Here is a 17,713-nt window from a genome sequence, read left to right on the forward strand (position 1 = left end):
TTAGCCGTGCACCGAGTCCCAGTCCTCTTGGACTGCCTCGATCAGTTCGCCCGCGGTGCTGCGACCGGCGATGAGATCCTGCGTCTCCCGGATGAACGTGTCGTTCATGCTCACCGTCGCCCCGGCGAACGCCGTGACGGAGCCATCCGCCGCACTCGTCGCTGCGAAGCCGTTCACGATGTCCTCGCTGACGCCCGACTCCGGGGTGAGCTCGCTCGTGTCCTGCGGGAGGAACCCGGAGGCGAAGATCGCCGCGGAGGCCTCGGGCGAGTGGAAGAAGTCCAGGAATGCCGCGGCGGCGTTCTTGTGCTGGCTCTTCTCGGAGATCGCGTAGGCGATGCTGCCACCCGCGCCGGTGGGCTTGGCACCCGGGAAGCCGAAGAAGCCGGCGTTCTCTCCCATCGCCTCCTCGATCGCGGCGGAGTCCCAGTTCCCGTCGATGAAGAACATCCCGTCGCCGGCGGTGAACTTGCCGACGGCCTCACCGAGGTCGGTGCCGTTCACCTCGGTGGCAGGGGGGAAGTAGCCGCTCTCGTTCCACTCCACGAGCTTGTCGACGGCCGTGCGGTTGGCGGAGGTGTCGAAGGTGTTGCCCGACTTCCCCCATACCCAGTCGCGCCACTCGGCAGCGCCGCCGACGGACTGGCCGATCTCCTGAATCGTGAACCCGGCGTGGCCCTGAGCGTTGCCGAACTGGACGGGCAGGATGCCGGCGGCCTTCGCCTTCGCGAGGGCGGCTTCGAACTCGTCGAGCGACTGCGGAAGTTCGGTCACTCCGGCCTTCTCGAGCAGTTCCTTGTTGTAGTAGACCCCGACGTGGAAGAACCCGGTCGGCAAGGCGATCTGGTTGGTCCCGCCGGCGCTCACGAGATCGTCACCGACCGCATAGTCGCCGAGCTGGCCCGCCGAGTACACGTCATCCCAGCCGTACGCATCGACGTATTCGTTCAAGTTGAGGATGAGCCCGTCCTTCGCCAGGTTCCCGGTGATGTTGACGAGCGCGATATCGGGCGAGCTGTTCGAGGCGAGCTGCAGCGGAAGCTGCTTGTTGTACTCGTCGAACGTCGTCTCCTGGTGCTCGACCGTGATGTTCGGGTACTTCTCGTTGAACGCTTCGATGATCTCGGGCAGCGGTGCACCGGACTCGGGCGTCGAGACGATCTTGATCGTGACCTTCTCGGAGCCGACGTCGGTCGAGACCGGTTGCGCCGCACCCGCGCTCTGGCCACCAGAGCCAGGTGCGCAGCCGCCGAGGGCGAGTCCGATCGCAAGCGCGAGTGCGCCCGCGATGGCCGCTGTGTGCTGTGTCTTCATGGGAGATCCCTTCGTGATCTTGGAGCAACTTCGTCGTTGTCACATCGCGGCGCGGAGCCTGATACCGGGATGCGCCGCGTCCGTCGCTGATGCGGCCGGAGAGCGGTTCACGGAGATCACCATACACAAATATGAATTGGGATTCCAATATTTCTGACACAATCCCGCAACTGGGAGAGCGCCTCCGCTTCAGCGGGTTCAGAGATCGGCGACGAGGCCGAGCACGTGGGACTCGACATGGTCCAACGCGAGGCGCGCGGCACCGACTGCGACCGCGCGATCGCCGAGCTCCGAGATCTCGACGCGGGGGTGGAGCACGGCCGCATGCACGGCGAGACGGTCCCTGATGGCGGCCGCCAGGGACGGACCGGCCTTGGAGATGCCGCCGCCGACGACGATGAGTTCGGGGTCGATCGCGAGAGACAACGCGGCGAGGCCCACCGCGACCGCGTCCACGTAGCGCTCGACCGCCTCAACTGCTGCGGAATGCCCCTCGTGCGCGGCATCGAATACCTCGAGCGCCGTGACATCCCGACGTCCGGTCGCAGTGGCGTAGTCGGAGATCAAGCGCGCGAATGAATCGGCCCACTGAAGGACCCGCATCTCACCGACAGCGCCGGCGGCGCCGGATGCCCCGCGGTGGATGCGACCTCCGACTACCGACCCTGCCGCCGTGCGGAAGCCCGCGAGCAGGTAGACGAAATTGCTCGTTCCCCGGCCAGCGCCGTAGCGGAACTCGCCGAAGGTGGCTGCGAGCGTGTCGCTCTCGACGAAGACCGCAGCGCCGAGCATTCGGCTGACCTGCGGCCCGAGGTCGATTCCCTCCCACTCGCGCAGCGCCGGCGAGAAGGTGATCCGCCCGGTGGCGTCGCTGATGCCCGGAGCGCCGAGGCCGACGGCGATCAGCTTCGCATGATGACCATGCGCGTCGACAGCGTCGGAAATCGCGTCGACGACGGCCCTGACCCTCAGCGAACCGGTCAGGCTCTCCGACGTCTCGACCCGGTGCTCGCCGACCGTCTTCCCGTTGAGGTCCTGCACGAGCACGACGATCTTGTGCACGCCGATGTCGACGCCGGCGATCACGGCGGCGTCCGCGACGAAGCCGAAACGCATCGCCGGCCGCCCTGCCCCGACGGGAACGGCCGGGCTCAGCCTCTCGACGAGGCCGTGGCGCTCCAGATCGGTCGCCGCCGCGAGCACCGTCGGCCGCGACAACCTGGTCAACCCCGCGATCTCGGAGAGCGTCTGTGACGCACGTCCACGCAGGGCGGCGAGCGTGGCGACCGAGAACGGGTCCGTCACAGGGCCGATCTGGAGCTGCTTGCGCATCGAATGCCTCCCAAATTTTGATCGTCATTTGAGAATAGTCAATGCCTACCGCCGGAGGCCACTCATCGACCGCCACGTAAGGAACCGGCGCACTGTGCGCAGCCAGCCCCAACGTCCGCGAGCTCCAGGCGGCGGCCCCCGCCCACGCTCATCGTCGACGGGACAGGTGCAGTGAGTACGGCCAGGCGCAACTCCCCAGCAGCCGCCCAGATCCTGCGTCAGCATCGCGCCGATGACTGGCTTCAACGGGTCCAGCATCACACTGATATCCAGAGAGATAGTCCTGAATCAGGCTGTCATCCGGTCCCGAAGCAAGCTGTCAGATTCGATCAAAGAGTGGGAATAGAAGCGAGGGCTTGCAGATCTCGGGTAAGGCCTCCCTGAAGTTGGGGATCAGTGTGCTGCCGCGTAAGCATCCCTGATCTTCGCGGAAACACGGCCACGGTCGGAAACCTCGTAGCCGTTCTCCTTAGCCCATGAGCGAAGCGCAGCCAATTCCTCCTTGTTGGCGGTTGACCGAGTGCCACCAGAAGAACGACGCGAGGACGTGGAACGACCAGCCTCGATATAAGGCTTCAGTGCCTTTTCGAGCGCCTCACGGTTACCGTCTGAGAGGTCGATTTCCCACTCTCGCCCGTCCAGGCCAAACCGCACGGTGGCTCCGGTGCCGTCTTCGATAACAGCACCATCCAGGTCATCGGTGAACGTAGTAATGGTCTTCGTCTGCTTGGCCACGACGGGTCTTCCTCCCACTGCAATTCGAGCGGGTTCGCTCATACTAAGCGGCAGACTAACGGAGATCGACATGAATGCACTCGCTCGCCACTACTGAATGAGCGCCGTCCCGCTAGTAGCGGGTGCCTGACGTGAGTGTATTTCTTCCCCCTCGCAGAACCGTTCCATTCTTATGTAGGACTGCCACCTCTTATGTAGGACTGCCACCGGGTCCGCATTTCCATTCGGTACGTTGACCTGCCGGCTGAAGAAGGAGAAGCCCGGAACTGCGGTAGACCCCGGATTCCGGACACTCACCAGGCTGGTTGTGCGTGCTGCGGGACTTGTCGAGTCCCCGCACCTGGCACCCGCCGACTTCCGCCCGCGGTAGCGGACAAGCTCGCACGCTCTCACCGAAACAGGGTCATGCGGTAACCAACCCGCGTGGATCAGACTGCCCCCGCGTCCCCAGACACGCCGCATCCCCGCCACCCTCCGATCGAACGACGAAGCGTCCGGCGGACCGGCCAGCCCGACGGACGCTTCACCCTGCTCGCTTGACAGATACCGCTACATATCAGTTCATCCGACGACGTCGCCTCAACAGCACTGCGCCGATCGACATCAGAGCAAGGCCGATCGCGGCCGCGAGCGACCACGCTGCGGCATCCATGCCGGTCATGGCAAGGTCGCTGCCGGGACCGGAGCCGTTGCTTCCGCCGGCACCGCCGTTGCCTCCGCCGGTACCACCATCAGTGGGAATCGCGGTCACGGTGAGGGAGGTGCGTGCCAACTCGGCGCCGTCGGTGTCGGTGGCGACAAGGGCGTGCTCGCCGGCAACAGTGTCGGCGGGAACGGTGATCGGCACCACGGCCGAGCCCTCGCCCGACGTCGTGACCTCGCCCACCTTGACCGGGGTTGAGTGCAGCCAGAGCTCGACGAGCTGATTCGGCGCGAAGCCCTGAAGCTGCACGTTCACGCTCGCACCGGCCTGCACACTGCCGATCGACGGAGCGATCTCCGGGGTACTGCCCCCGGGAGCCTCCGTGACGTCGAGCTGCGCGCTCACCTGGGTCTCGGAGTTGGCATTCTTCACGACCACCTGATGCGTCCCAGCAGTGGTGCCTGCGGGAATGAGCAGTTGCGTGTCCAGTGTGCCCTCAGCGGTGAAGGCCGCCTCGGCCAACTTCTGATCATCCAGCCAGATCGACACGGTCGAATCCGGAGCGAATCCGCTCAGCGCTGCGTCCACCGACGCTCCGGCTTCGACGGACGGCGCACCCAGCGCCAGCTTCGGGTCTACCTTTTGCTGGCAGCCGGTCTGAATCAATCGCGTTACGTCCGCCTGACTCATCGCACGGTCGAATATGCAAACGTCATCCAGCAGTCCACTGTAGGCCTCTCCCCATGGAGCGGCTCCGATCATCATATTGCGCGTTGCGTCCGGAAGCGGCCCGAGATTCGTTGCGTCGCTTGCCACGACGTGACCGTCGACATAGACCTTCAGCCCCAATGTGTGATCGTATGAAGCCGCATAGTGATGCCAACTGTCATCGTTATAGGTCCATGGGAACACCAGCGTTTTGGCACTAGACGAACCATTGGGCCAATAGGCCACCTGAGCTTTCCCTCCGCCAATCAACTGCAGCGGCGTGAAACGCTGATCTTGACGAACAACGCCGTAATAGCCATTCGACGCCTGGGAGGTCTTGAACCACAACGACACGGTCTCGTCGCCTGTTGCATTCAAAGTTGCCGAAGGGCTGACCTCAACCCTTGAGCCGCCGTTGAAAGCAAGCGCTCCGCCGACCTTGCCCGAATCGGTCCACGTAGGGTTGCCAATGAGTGTTCCCGTGTTGTCCTTGCCGGATGAATCGCCAGCGGTTGTACCGGAGCCTTCATCGAACTTCCATTGAGCTACGAGTTCGGCAGACTTCGTAGTTACGCGAATGCTTGTTGCCAATGCGACACCATCCGGGTTGTCGATTCCAATGGGGAGCGTAACGGTTCCCGGTACCGCGAATGTCTGCGGCGTCGTAGCCGTCGGGTCGTAAATCACACCACTGAGATCCCAATTCGCATAGGCATCCACATCTCCTGAAGAGGTTGCAACCGATACCTTGGTGGGCAGGTCAAGCGCAGCTGCTGTCTTCGCAGCTCCGATGGGAGCTCCCGTGTCCGCCGACGGATTGATGCCGATAAGGCTCGCCGTGGGCTGGAAGTCGCCCGCGTACAGACGAACACCGACAGCATATTTTCCGACCTTCAGATTCGCATCTTGAACATTTGCGGCGGTACGTCCATCGATGACCAGATTGTTGATCTGTACACCATCAACGGTATGGGTGGAATCAATGCCGGTGATAGACGAAGCGGCTTCATTCGGCCCAGTCGTGTAGTAGATATCTTGGAACGAAATGTTCCTAATGTTGCCGCTCGTGGAATTCCATGGCGCAAATGGTGTGATCTTGAACAAGCTACCCATGGAATTGCGTTCCACGACAATATTCTTGAAGACCATGTTTGTTACGAGGCCACCCTGGCCTGCAGCAATTCCAATCACGCCATTTTGTACGACTTCTGCCTCGTAGTGATTGACAATATAGATGTTCGTGGCGGAGTAATTGTCAAGCGGCGTTCCATAGGGGTTGCCAACTCCGGCCATAATGCTATGGGCCTTCTGGCCGAAGACTACGATATTGTCAAATGAAATGTGATTGTTCGAGGAATCGCTTACCAAAGCATCATCAGACGTTCTGAGATAGGAGTTCTTGACGGTCACGTGGCTGTTACCGCCGGTACTGACAATGCCATCACCTTCTAGCATTGCAGTAAAGCCCTTAAAGTTGTCCACTGTCACATCCGTTGAGGTGTGAATGTGAATTTGCTGCCTTTCAGGATTGACCACGACGACACCTTCAACGGTCACATGATCCGAATTGAAGATCGCAATAGCCGGCATCTCCGGGTTCCGCGAGCGAGCTGCGTCGGTAAAGTCGCCACACCACCGTGAAACATCAATCACGCCCCGTCCGCGGATTGTAATATCATTCGTCCGTGGTGCATTTTGCCAGCCCGCCTGGTTGAAGAATGGGTTGGTTTTGATCTGAGCCTGTACGACGGCACCGCCTTGGATATAGACAGTCGTTCCGCTCGGTACATAAATCACATCCTGTGTGGTCGTGCGGCCGCCGTAGTGAGTGGGTACGGTCTCCCTGGTGATTCTTGGATCACTGCCATAGGCATGAAGTCCTGGTTCGAAGAACATCACATTCGGATCGGTCGGGGAAGGGACGTCGGTCTCAATAGGATTGGCGAAGATCTGCAATGCGTCGTACATATCGCCGTTGATTTCCAGCACAATGTTCTTCGGCTCGGCAAGCGGAATCGTGATCACGTTACCGTCAATTGAAGGCTCGATGCCGTAAGCCTGCGGCCAGATCTTTGCCGAGTCGACGTCCCCGCCGTTGTATGTGACCTGCACTTCCACAGGACCCGAAGAGTCGAACATGACGAACCCGACTGGTGTCGTCGCGTCAGAGACTCCGCTCCTCATGACACGAGCAGCATAAGTGAATAGGTCGGAGAATTCTCCGCCAGGAGTCCGTACGTGTGTTGTGAAATTGGAAACACTTGGTGTGCCGGCAGGCGGGTCGGAGTATGTGACAAGTTGGCTTGCGCCACTTGCTTCGCTTGCGGCACTTACCTCGCTTGCGTCGCTTACTTGGCTTGCGCCACTCACTTCGCTTGCGGCACTTACCTCGCTTGCATCATCTACTTCGCTCGCGTCACCCACTTCGCTCGCGTCACCTACTTCGCTTGCGTCATTTACTTCGCTTGCGTCATTTACTTCGCTTGCGTCACTTACTTCGCTTGCGGCCCTTGCATCGCTTGTTTGATATACGAGTGCGCTAGACAAGATCCATGCACTGGCCATAACACTCAGCGCTATTCTTACCCGTTTCATTTTCGGCATATTTACGCCTCCCTGACTATTTTGGATTGAAGTGAATTGTCGATTGCAGAGTCCACGAGCGGAATCGCTTGGTAGAGAACGTGGAGAACCCTTGGAACCAGCCGACCCAGCGCTGGACGGAAAGACCGCAGAAGGCAGGATGAGAGACGGCCACGCGGTACCGCTGAATCAGGTTCTTCGCACAAGCGCAGCTCGCCAGGCGAGAAGACCTCTCCCACCCGTAGAGCTTGGTACCAGCTGCAACGGCAGCTGCGTGTTGGAGTCGTCGAACGTGGTCTTCATGTTCTTCACCGTGACGCTCGGCTGTTTCTTCTCGAACGCGGCGATGATCTTGTCGAGAGGAGCTCCCGACTCGGGGGTCGTGACAAGGTCAGCGACACCTTCTCCGAGCCGAGACTCTTCGACGGGGTTCCACTCGTCGTCGCCGAAGAGGCCCCACCAGGCGCGCACGCGCTGAGCGCGCTGAGCTGGATGGCCCCGGCGATTGCTGGCGCCGGTAGTTTCCGAGACTTCATTGTCGTTCTCTCTCGATACTGAGGGAAATAGTGAATCCGATTTATGAAACGCCGATTCATTATCGCGGTCCGAACATAGCTGCCGCCTGCCTAATCGTCAAGTAGTGTTTGAGAATCGTTGCAATCGTCGCCGCACGATGAATCTGAAACGGAGTAGCGAAACGGCGAAGGAGCTGAGAAGGAGTGTTGCGGCTGGTCGACCGCGCCGCCGACAGAACCGCTCTCGATCCCGGCGTTGGTGGCCTTGCGGAGGAGAGTTCCCGGGGCGTGTCTCCTTTCTGCCGGGTGATTGGTCCATGCCAGGTGGTTGAGTCGTGCGCCTCGGTGCGGCCGCGCCGTGACGAGCCTCGATGAGGAGCCTCGGCGACGACCGATGCGCACCTGGTAGAACTGCGGCATGGGCATTCGTCTCGTCATCATGGGCGTCTCGGCGGTCGGCAAGTCGACCGTCGGCCGGTCGCTGGCCGAGCGCTTCGGTGTGCCGTTCCGCGACGCCGACGATCTGCACCCGGCGTCGAACGTGGCGAAGATGGCATCGGGCGTCGCGCTCGACGACGTCGACCGCGACCCATGGCTCGACCTCGTGGGCGCCGAACTCGAGGCGTCGACCACAGGAGTCGTGATGGCGTGCTCGGCGCTGAAGCGCGCATATCGCGATCGACTCCGCGAGGCCGCGCCGGCCACGGTGTTCCTGCACCTGCACGGTTCCCGCGAGCTGCTCGCCGCGCGGGCGGCGGCACGCGCCGATCACTTCATGCCCGCGAGCCTGCTCGACTCCCAGCTCGCCGCGCTCGAGCCGCTCGCGACCGACGAGGCCGGCATCACGGTCGACGTCGCCGACGCACCCGCCGAGATCGTCGCGCGCGCCGTCATCGGCCTCCGCCCGTTCGTCGAGCCGGTCACACCCCGATCGTGAGCGCCGCCGTGTATCCGCCGGCGACCGAGCCCGACATGCTCGCGATCTGGTGGATCCCGCCGTCGTCGCGGAACACGTTGTCGCTCGAGAGGCTGACCTCCGAGACGTTCCGCACGCTCTGCTCGTAGCCGCTCGTCGCGTAGACGAGCCCGTTGACCTCCTCGGGCAGGGCGATCTGCGAGGTCTTCACGACCGGGCCCGACGCGACGGCGTTCGCCACGTCGGAGTACACCTCGAAGTGGATGTGGGGCCACCGGCCCGAGTAGCACGCGGGGTAGATCGAGGTGAAGCGCACCGTGCCCATCGCGTCGGTCTCCTGCACGCCGCGCAGGTAGTTCTCGTTCTCGACGCCGCGCGAGTAGAGCGAGTAGTCACCGTCGCGGTCGCAGTGCCAGAGGTACACCCCGGCGCCGACGACGGCGCTGCCGGACGCGGCATCCCGCACTGTCAGTTCGATCGTGAGCGGCACGCCCTGCGCGACCGTCGTCGACGAGCCGAACGACGAGCGGATGTCGCTGCGCACGATGCCCGAGTCGTCGAGCACGTTCACCCCGTTGGAGCCGTCGGCGGGGTACGGCCCGCCGGTCTCGTCGGGCACCTCGTCGAGGGTGCCGGATGCCGCGGCCGATGCCGAGGGGCCGGGCGTCGCGCTCGCCGTGCCGGTCGAGGCGGCGCTCGCGCTCGGCGCCGGGTCGCTGCCGGAGCAGGCCGCGAGGAGCGTGGTGAGCCCGATGCCGCCGAAGATTCCGAGCATGCGGCGCCGATCGACGAGGGTGCGGATGTCGTAGACGAGGCCGCGGTGGTCTTCGTCGATCTCGTTGCCGTGCTCGTCGAGCCAGCGCGGGTCGGTCGTCATGGGCTGCACCTCCGCTCTCATCAGAGCATCAGCATGGAGCGCCGCGCAATGGCCGTGCTGTGCGTCGCCGATGAGCCGCCTGTGCCGCGCTCACGCTCCGGTGCGCAGGTGCACCCGTTCGCCCTGCACGCTCAGCAGGTTGAGGATCTCGGCGGGTTCGGACGACGCGCTCGCGTGGCCGTGCGGCACCCGGGTGTCGAACTCGGCGGCCTCGCCGGGCTCGAGGATGATCTCGTCATCGCCGAGCGCGAGCCGAACCCGGCCGCTGAGCACGTAGATCCAGTCGTATCCGTCGTGCGCCCGCTGTTCGACGGGCTGGTCGGGTGGATGCCCCGGCAGCACCATCTTGAAGGCGTGCAGGTCGGGGTTCTGCCGGGTGAGCGGGATGACGGCCTTGCCGTTCCGGTAGAACGGCTTCGGGTGCACGCGGGGGTCGGCGATCTGCGGCGCGCCGACCAGGTCGTCGAGGTTCGCCCGGTAGGCGGCCGCGATGCGGATGAGCAGTTCGAGCGTCGGCCGCCGCAGCCCTGATTCGAGCCGTGAGAGGGTGCTCGTCGAGATGCCGGTCTCTGCGGCGAGTTCGGCGAGGGTGTACCCGCGGCGGAGGCGCAGCTCGCGCAGCCTCGGCGCGACGGCGCTCAGCATCGTGTCGAGGTCGTGGGCCATCTGCACTCCTTGCCGTTTCGGCAACAGGCGTTGCCACTCGCTCAGGCTACCGCGAGGCTGGAGCCATGCAACGGGAATCGTGGGATGTCATCATCGTCGGCGGCGGCAGCGCCGGACTCAGCGCCGCGCTCATGCTCGTGCGCGCCAGACGGCGCGTGCTCGTGCTCGACGGCGGTGCGCCGCGCAACGGCGTCGCCGCGCACATGCACGGCGTGCTGGGTCGCGACGGCTGGTCGCCGCTCGAGCTGCTCGAGCGCGGGCGTGAGGAGGTCGCACGCTACGGCGGGGTCGTGCGCACCGCGGAGGTCGCGACCGCCGAGGCGTACACCGCCGACTCGAACGGCGGTCCCGGCTTCACCGTGACCCTCGCCTCGGGCGAGCGCCACGCCGCACGCCGGCTGCTCGTGGCGACCGGCCTGCGCGACGAGTTGCCCGAACTCCCCGGCCTCGCGGAGCAGTGGGGAACGGGCGCGGTCGTGTGCCCCTACTGCGACGGCTGGGAGGTCCGCGATCGCCGCATCGGCGTGCTCGCGACCGGCCCGCGCAGCCTCCACCAGGTGCAGCTGCTCCGGCAGTGGTCGCCGTCGGTCACCTTCTTCACGAACGGGGCTGAGCTCGACGGCGACGACTCGGCCGGCCTGCTCGCGCGCGGCATCGCGGTCGAACGGCGGGCCTGGGCGAGCGTGACCGCCGACGAGACCGGCCGACTCAGCGGCATCCGCCTCGCCGACGACGCGGTGATCGCCCTCGATGCGATCTTCCTCGGCCCCCGACCCGTGCCGAACGATGCCCTGCTGACGGGACTCGGTGCCTCCACCGCGCCCGGGTTCGTCGACGACGCCTGGGTCGACGTCGACGCGACCGGTCGCACGAGCGTGCCCGGTGTCTGGGCTGCAGGCAACGTCGTCAACCCGGCGGCGACCGTGCCGCTCTCAGCGGGCGCCGGCAACCTCGCCGGTGCCGCGATCAACGCCGACCTCATCGAGGAGGAGATCCGAGCGGCACTCGCCGGCTGATCGGAATGGGGGTTTCCCACATGGGCTTCGCGGCGAACAATGGGGAGCGGAGGGGAAGGAGCTCACCATGGGAGTCATCGTCGTCGACCAGTTCGTCACGCTCGACGGGGTGTACCAGTCACCGGGCAGCCGCGATGAGGACACCGAGGGAGGGTTCCCGTTCGGCGGCTGGCAGGGCGCGTACGTCGACGCCGAGTCGGGCGCGGCGATCGGCGCCAACATCGAGCGCGTCGACGCGCTGCTGCTCGGCCGCAAGACCTACGACATCTGGGCGAGGTACTGGCCGTTCCAATCGGACGACATCGGAGCCAGGTTCAACGCCGTGCCGAAGTTCGTCGCCTCGCACTCGCTGACCGACCCGTCGTGGGCCGGCACGACGGTCGTGACGGATGTCGCGGCGGAGGTGCGGGGCATCCGCGACCGCTTTGACGAGACCCATGTCTTCGGCAGCGGCGACCTCGTGCGCACGCTGCTGCGGGAGGACCTCGTCGACCGCATCAACCTCTGGCTCTACCCGGTGGCGCTCGGCACCGGCAAGCGACTCTTCGCCGAGGGCACGGCCCCCGCCGCGTTCTCGCTCGTCGAGCCTCCGCTCGCCTTCCCCAAGGGGTCGATCCAACTGGTCTACGAGCGGGCGGGCGAGCCCGTCACCGGCATCGACATGAGCACCGTGGATGAGGCCGGGGCATGACCGAACGGGAGACGGGCCGGGCACGGCTCGACGAGATCGCCCCGGCACTGCTGGCGCGCCGTGACGTCGCGATCGGCCGGATGTTCGGATCCGACGGCATCTCGGTGCGCGGCAAGCTCTTCGCGTTCGTCGCGAACAGCGGCAGCCTCGTGGTGAAGCTGCCCGAGGCACGCATCGACGCACTCGAGCTCGACAACATGGTCATGCACGGCCGCCCGATGCGCGAGTGGGCGGTCGTGCCGTTCGACGACGGCGTCGACCGCTGGCGCGAGATCGCGGGCGAAGCTCATGCCTTCGTCGACTCGATCACGCCTCCTGGGGAGTGAGACGTCCGTCGACGATCCAGGCTCCGATGAGTATGACCACGAAGACCGCTCCAGCGAGGACCCAGACCAGCCAGGGCGCGTCCCCGTTCCGAACCACCGTCCACACCAGGATCAGCGAACCGACGACGACGACTCCGACGACCGCGAGATAGGCGATGACGCTCCCGTCCATGCGCGTGTTGAACGATGCGGAAGAGAACCGGCGAGCAAGGAAGTCGACCAGCGCGGAAAGGAGTGCCGCCCCGGTGAGCACGAGGCCGGCGATCGGTTGCGGCAGCACCGCGAAACCGATCACTGCCGCTGCGCCGATCAACCCGATCGCGATGTAGTACCAGACGAGGCGCCCCGGTCGGTCGACGTCGTCGGGACCGCCTGTGCTCGTCGCTTCGCTCACGCCAGCCATCCATTCACAGCTGCAACCAGATGTCAACGATCGTTGCTCAGCCGCGAAGCAGCGCTCGGAGCGTCTGGATCGTGTCGGTCTCGGCCGCCGTCTTGTCGTCGCGGTACTTCTTGACCCGCGCGAACCGCAGCGCGATGCCGCCGGGGTACCGGCTCGACCGCTGCACGCCGTCGATCGCGATCTCGACGACGATGCTCGGCTCGACCCACACGGTGTGCTCGGTGCGCCGCGTCTCGATCTGGGGGAAGCGCTCGGTCTGCCAGCGCAGGAGATCGTCGGTGAGCCCCTTGAACGTCTTGCCGACCATCACGAAGCCGCCGGGCTCGCCGAACTCGCCGATGGAGTCGAGCGCGCCGAGGTGCAGGTTCGAGAGCCAGCCCGTGCGCCGGCCCGAGCCCCACTCGCAGGCGAGCACCACGAGGTCGTAGGTGAGCACGGGCTTGACCTTGATCCAGCTCGACCCGCGCCGGCCCGCCGCATAGGGCGAGCCGATCGCTTTGACCAGCACGCCCTCCTGTCCCGCCGCGAGGGCGTCGCGGGACACCTGCTCGGCCACCTCGGGGTCGGCGGTCACCTCGCCCGGGATGCGATGCCCGGGTGCGATGCGCTCGAGCTCGGCGAGCCGCGTGGCGAGCGGCTCGTCGAGCAGGTCGCGACCGTCGACGTGCAGCACGTCGAAGAACCACGGATGCAGCACCGTCTCGCGAGCGGCATCGGCGCCGAAGCTCGACATCGTGTCCTGGAAGGGCCGCGGTGCCCCGTCTTCGTCGAGCGAGAGCGTCTCACCGTCGAGGATGACGTCTCGCACCGGCAGCGCGCGCACGACCTCGACGACCTCAGGCAGCCGCCGGGTCACGTCGGCGAGGTTGCGGGTGAAGACCTGCACGTCGTCGCCCGCGCGATGCACCTGGATGCGCGCGCCGTCGAGCTTGTACTCGACGGACGCCTCACCGGTGGTCTCGAGCGCCGCTGCGGCACTCGATGCGGTGGCGGCGAGCATCGGCAGCACCGGCCGGCCGACGACGAGGCCGACCGCCGCGAGCTCGGCCTCGCTGCCCGTGAGCGCGAGCCGTGCGGTCTCGCCGAGATCGCCCGAGAGCATCGCCGCGCGACGCACCACGTCGACCGGGCGCTCGGCGGCGCGGGCGACGGCGTCGGTCACGACGCCCTCGAGCGCACCGGTGCGCACCTCGCCGAGCAGCACCCGGCCGATGAACGACTGCTCGCGGGCGGTCGCGCGGCCGATGAGCTCGTGCAGTCGCTGCGCCCGCTCCCCCGATGAGCCCGAACCGGATGTCGCGGCCAGGCGATCGAGCTCGGCGTCGAGCTCGCCGACCGTGAGCGAGGGCTCGGCGGCGGGCTCCCCGGTCGCGGCGGCCACCCCGCGCCATCCGACGCCGATGCGCCCCTGCCGGGGCTTGCCGATGAGGATCCCGACGGCCGGCGCGATCTCGTCGGGCTCGAGCCGGCGCAGCAGTTCGGCCAGCGCGTCGACCTTCGCGAGTCGCGATCGGGTCGAGGCGACGGTGTCGGCGGTCAGCGCGAGTTCGTCGAGCAGCACGGGGCCAGTCTCCCACCGGCATCCGACATGCGCGCCGACTGCCGCCGCGGACGCGGGTGAGCGCGCTCAGCGCACGCCGACGCCGTATGCCGCGACGAAGACGCGTGCAGCATGCGCCGCGTGGCGCTGCAGCGCCGCGACATCGGGGATCGCCTCGTCGCCGAGCAGCATCGCCTCGTTCATCGGCGCGCCCATGACGAGCCAGTTGAAGGTCGTCGCCGCCTCGACCGGGTCGTCGGCGGCGAGCAAGCCGCGATCGGTGAACTCGGCCATCGTGACGGCGAGCGAGCGGATGGCGCGCTCCGGCCCGTTCTCGTAGAGCGCGCGCGCGAGGTCGGGGAAGCGCTCGACCTCGCCGATGACGAGCCGGCGCAGCTTGAGCACGCGCGGGGTCATCACGACGGCGAGCTCGTCGGCGGCGTAGCGGGCGAGGTGGCCGGCGACATCGCCGTCGAGTGCCGCCCGCTCGTCGCGATCGTGCAGACCGTCGCCCGCGGCGGCGGTCATCGACGAGACGAGCTCGACGAACAGGGACTCCTTGCTGCCGAAGTGCGCGTAGACGGTCTGCTTCGAGACCTCCGACAGCTCGGCGAGCTCGTCCATGCTCGTGCCGAGGTACCCGTTCCGAAGGAAGAGGGCCTCAGCGGCGGCGAGGATGGCGCGGCGCTTCCGCTCCGAACGCGACAGCTCGTTCGTGGTGGCCATGGCTTCCTCCTCTTGACGCGCAGTACTGGACAGTCTAGTTTGATCGAATCATACTGGTCAGTCCAGTTCGCACACTGTTTCTGGGATGAGAGGAACCACCATGTCCGAGTTCATCGTCTCCACCGCCGGCGATCGCATCGCCTTCGACCGTCACGGCACCGGGCCGGCACTCGTCTTCGTCGCGGGCGCCGGGCCGTGGCGGGAGATCGATCCCGAGACCACCGGCACCGCAGAACTCCTCGCCGCCCGGGGCGTCACGGCGATCGTGTACGACCGTGTCGGCCGGGGCGAGAGCGCCGCCGCCGGCACGATCACCCTCGACCGGGAGCTCGCGGCCATCGAGGCGCTGATCGACATCGCCGGCGGCGGCGCTGTGCTCTGCGGCCATTCCTCCGGCTGCTCGATCTCGCTGCGCGCCGCGGTCGCCGGCCTCGCCGTCGACGGCCTCGCCCTCTGGGAGGCCCCGCTCGCGCCGCCCGACAGCGGCGGGCGCGAATGGGCCGACGCGGTGAACCGGCTGATCGACGCCGGTGACAACGGCGGCGCCCTCGACGCGTACATGCGGGACATGCCGCCCGAGATCCTCGAGATCGTGCGCAGCATCCCCGCCATGATCGACCAGGCGCCGAGCCTGCGGCCCGACGGCGAATCGCTCGCCTGGGCCGAGTCCGCGCCGCACGCCGAACTCTTCGGCGGTATCCGGGTGCCGGTGCTGGCGATGGTCGGCGAGCAGACGTACGACATCATGACCCCGGCCGCCGAGTCCATCGCCGCGGCGATCCCCGGTGCGACGTGGAAGGCGATGCCGGGGAGCGAGCACGGCTGGGAGCCCGAGTCGATGGCCGCCGAACTCGCCGCCTTCGTGCACGCCGCCCACGATCGGGCCGCCGATCTGGAGTAGCGGAGGCCTCAGCGCACTGCCGGGCAGCCGGCTCAGCTAGCGAGCGGAGTCGCCGTCGGCCTCGCGCTTCAACCGCTCGAGCTCTGCTTTGCGCTGGTAGTACTCGATCTCGCGGTCGAGCTCGGCGAGCTGCTGCTCGGTCGTCGACGGCGTCGGCGTCGGCGTCGGCGTCGGCGCCGGCCGGTTCTGCTGCCCGCGGTTCGCCATGAGCGAGCCGATGCCCTCGGACGCCGAAGCGGCGCCGTACTCCCGGCCGAGCAGGAACCACAGCAGCGACCCGACGAGCGGCAGGAAGATGACGAGGAGGATCCAGCCGAACTTCGGCAGATGCCGAACCTGCCACTCGTCGCGCATGATGATGTCGATCAGCGCGATCACCATCGCGGCGAGCAGGATCACGGGGAAGACGGCGGCCATGGCCGTCAGCATAGGGGGCAGCGGCGCAGGTGCGCGAGGGGGACCCGTCCCCATGCGCACGCGGCTACCGCGCGACGAGCCCCGCCACCTCGCCGACGTGCCGCATGAAGCCCTCGAGGTCGGGCTCGTCGGAGGTCGGCTGCAGCACCACGGCGTCGACGCCGACGGCGAAGAACCGCTCGGCGACCGCGGCGGCGGTCGCGACGTCGCCGACGGCGGCGAGGCGCTGGTCATCCGGCATGTTCCACTGTGTGAGTTCGTGGTCGACCCGTGCGCGGGCGTCGGCACCGCCGAACGCGGCCATCACGTAGACGACCGACTCGCTGCGCCCCTCGCGCCCGGCAGCGCTGCGGCCCGCCGCGATCGCCGCGACGGCCTCCGCCGCCCGCTCGACGGTGGTGCCGCCGGTCAGCACCGTGCCGTCGGCCACCTCGCCGGTGAGGTGCAGGGTCTTCGGTCCTTCGCCGGCGGCGTAGACGAGCGGCACCTCGGCGGGCGGCCAGTCGAGCTTCACCCGGTCGAGCTTCACGTAGCGGCCGTCGGCCGTGACCTCGTCGCCGGCGAGGAGCTGCCGGAGCGCGGGCACGTACTCGCGCATGAGCGTGAGCGGCGAGGCCACCCGACTGCCGGTCTGCGCCATCCACCGCTGCACGCCGTGCCCGACGCCGGGCAGCACGCGGCCGGGGAACAGGCGCGCGAGCGTCGCGATCTCCATGGCCGTGACGGCGACGTTGCGCAGCGGCATGGGGGCGACGCCGATGCCCACCCGCAGCCGTTCGGTCCAGGCGAGTGCCGCGCCGGCCGTGGCGAACGCCGACTCCTGGAAGCAGTCCTCCCAGAGCCACAGCTCCGGCACTCCCCCGGCGTCGGCGGCCTCGACGGCGGCGCGCAGCCGCTCCGGTGGGAACGCGGGCTGGAAGATCGCTCCGATTCGACGCATGCCCTCACTCTGGCACCATCCACAGACGCGGGCGCCGACACCACGAGCGGATGCCGCGTTCGGGCATGATGGGGCGCATGAGCGAATCCGCACCGACCGCCGTCCAGGGCTCGACCACGAATTTCCGACTCATCGGGGTGATCTCCTTCGTGATCGGCGCCGCCGCAGTGCTGATGACCCGGCTGCTCGGCCTGATCGCGCCGCTGATGGTCAGCACCGGGCTGCCGTGGGCGTACTCGCTCATCAGCGGCATGGGGATCCTCGCCAACGCGCTCTCGCTCATCCTCGGCATCGTGGCCCTCGTGCTCGGGCTCGCCGTGCTCCTGCGCCGCGGTGCTCCGAAGGGATTCGCGGCCGCGGGTGCCGCGCTCGGCGGCGCCGAGATCCTGAGCGCACTCATCGGGTTCGGCCAGGCCGCGTTCTACTCCGCCGTCTGACCGCTCGACCTTGTCGGAACACTTGCG

The 17,713-nt window shown here is 66.7% G+C and carries 18 protein-coding genes; 6 read left to right on the plus strand and 12 right to left on the minus strand.

What is annotated here, in order from left to right:
• The 5 genes from ASE14_RS15000 to ASE14_RS20650 form a co-directional block, all read right to left on the minus strand.
• The gene (locus ASE14_RS15000) at positions 1-1,314 is read right to left on the minus strand and encodes an ABC transporter substrate-binding protein (protein WP_056656754.1); all 1,314 of its coding nucleotides are present in this window, start codon (positions 1,312-1,314) and stop codon (positions 1-3) included.
• Between the two features lie 198 nt (positions 1,315-1,512).
• A complete protein-coding gene (locus ASE14_RS15005; protein ID WP_056656756.1) occupies positions 1,513-2,646 on the minus strand; it encodes an ROK family protein in 1,134 nt (377 codons plus the stop codon).
• A gap of 393 nt (positions 2,647-3,039) precedes the next feature.
• Positions 3,040-3,381: an Lsr2 family protein gene (locus ASE14_RS20150; protein ID WP_235511425.1), complete on the minus strand. Its 342-nt coding sequence runs from the start codon at positions 3,379-3,381 to the stop codon at positions 3,040-3,042.
• Between the two features lie 556 nt (positions 3,382-3,937).
• The gene (locus tag ASE14_RS20155; protein WP_162257750.1) at positions 3,938-6,871 is read right to left on the minus strand and encodes a LamG-like jellyroll fold domain-containing protein; all 2,934 of its coding nucleotides are present in this window, start codon (positions 6,869-6,871) and stop codon (positions 3,938-3,940) included.
• A gap of 633 nt (positions 6,872-7,504) precedes the next feature.
• Positions 7,505-7,786, minus strand: a complete 282-nt coding sequence (locus ASE14_RS20650; protein ID WP_157373025.1) for a hypothetical protein — start codon at positions 7,784-7,786, stop codon at positions 7,505-7,507.
• 462 nt (positions 7,787-8,248) lie between these two features.
• Here ASE14_RS20650 and ASE14_RS15015 point away from each other — a divergent pair, with 462 nt between their 5' ends.
• Positions 8,249-8,767 (plus strand): gluconokinase, encoded by a 519-nt coding sequence (locus tag ASE14_RS15015; RefSeq protein WP_056656762.1) that lies wholly within the window; start codon positions 8,249-8,251, stop codon positions 8,765-8,767.
• On the opposite strand, the gene ASE14_RS15020 is transcribed toward ASE14_RS15015, so the two are convergent.
• Entirely contained in the window at positions 8,751-9,623 is an 873-nt protein-coding gene (locus tag ASE14_RS15020) for an intradiol ring-cleavage dioxygenase (protein WP_056656765.1), read from the minus strand. The genes ASE14_RS15015 and ASE14_RS15020 overlap by 17 nt on opposite strands.
• A gap of 90 nt (positions 9,624-9,713) precedes the next feature.
• Complete coding sequence (locus ASE14_RS15025) at positions 9,714-10,289, minus strand: helix-turn-helix domain-containing protein (protein WP_056656768.1); 576 nt, start codon at positions 10,287-10,289, stop codon at positions 9,714-9,716.
• A gap of 65 nt (positions 10,290-10,354) precedes the next feature.
• On the opposite strand from ASE14_RS15025, the gene ASE14_RS15030 reads away from it, so the two are divergent.
• The 3 genes from ASE14_RS15030 (at position 10,355) to ASE14_RS15040 (ending at position 12,322) form a co-directional block, all read left to right on the plus strand.
• A complete protein-coding gene (locus tag ASE14_RS15030; protein ID WP_056656772.1) occupies positions 10,355-11,305 on the plus strand; it encodes an NAD(P)/FAD-dependent oxidoreductase in 951 nt (316 codons plus the stop codon).
• Positions 11,306-11,372: 67 nt separating this feature from the next.
• Positions 11,373-11,996 (plus strand): dihydrofolate reductase family protein, encoded by a 624-nt coding sequence (locus ASE14_RS15035; protein ID WP_056656775.1) that lies wholly within the window; start codon positions 11,373-11,375, stop codon positions 11,994-11,996.
• Entirely contained in the window at positions 11,993-12,322 is a 330-nt protein-coding gene (locus ASE14_RS15040) for a hypothetical protein (RefSeq protein WP_056656777.1), read from the plus strand. Before ASE14_RS15035 ends, ASE14_RS15040 begins: the two co-directional genes overlap by 4 nt.
• On the opposite strand, the gene ASE14_RS15045 is transcribed toward ASE14_RS15040, so the two are convergent.
• The 3 genes from ASE14_RS15045 to ASE14_RS15055 form a co-directional block, all read right to left on the minus strand.
• On the minus strand, positions 12,303-12,716 hold the full coding sequence (locus ASE14_RS15045; protein ID WP_157373026.1) for a hypothetical protein: 414 nt from the start codon (positions 12,714-12,716) through the stop codon (positions 12,303-12,305). The genes ASE14_RS15040 and ASE14_RS15045 overlap by 20 nt on opposite strands.
• A 46-nt stretch (positions 12,717-12,762) precedes the next feature.
• Positions 12,763-14,286, minus strand: a complete 1,524-nt coding sequence (locus tag ASE14_RS15050; RefSeq protein ID WP_056656783.1) for an ATP-dependent DNA ligase — start codon at positions 14,284-14,286, stop codon at positions 12,763-12,765.
• A gap of 66 nt (positions 14,287-14,352) precedes the next feature.
• Positions 14,353-14,991 carry a TetR/AcrR family transcriptional regulator gene (locus tag ASE14_RS15055; protein WP_056656786.1) on the minus strand — a complete coding sequence of 213 codons (639 nt, stop codon included), beginning with the start codon at positions 14,989-14,991 and terminating at the stop codon, positions 14,353-14,355.
• A 100-nt stretch (positions 14,992-15,091) separates the two neighbouring features.
• Between ASE14_RS15055 and ASE14_RS15060 the strand changes: the two genes are divergently transcribed.
• The gene (locus ASE14_RS15060; RefSeq protein WP_056656789.1) at positions 15,092-15,892 is read left to right on the plus strand and encodes an alpha/beta fold hydrolase; all 801 of its coding nucleotides are present in this window, start codon (positions 15,092-15,094) and stop codon (positions 15,890-15,892) included.
• Positions 15,893-15,928: 36 nt separating this feature from the next.
• On the opposite strand, the gene ASE14_RS15065 is transcribed toward ASE14_RS15060, so the two are convergent.
• Positions 15,929-16,309: a PLD nuclease N-terminal domain-containing protein gene (locus tag ASE14_RS15065; RefSeq protein ID WP_056656792.1), complete on the minus strand. Its 381-nt coding sequence runs from the start codon at positions 16,307-16,309 to the stop codon at positions 15,929-15,931.
• Positions 16,310-16,373: 64 nt separating this feature from the next.
• A complete protein-coding gene (locus tag ASE14_RS15070) occupies positions 16,374-17,249 on the minus strand; it encodes an LLM class flavin-dependent oxidoreductase (RefSeq protein ID WP_056656795.1) in 876 nt (291 codons plus the stop codon).
• 77 nt (positions 17,250-17,326) lie between these two features.
• Between ASE14_RS15070 and ASE14_RS15075 the strand changes: the two genes are divergently transcribed.
• A complete protein-coding gene (locus ASE14_RS15075; protein WP_157373027.1) occupies positions 17,327-17,686 on the plus strand; it encodes a hypothetical protein in 360 nt (119 codons plus the stop codon).
• Positions 17,687-17,713 lie beyond the last annotated feature (27 nt).

The sequence above is a fragment of the Agromyces sp. Root81 genome (assembly GCF_001429165.1).
Classification (GTDB): Bacteria; Actinomycetota; Actinomycetes; order Actinomycetales; family Microbacteriaceae; genus Agromyces.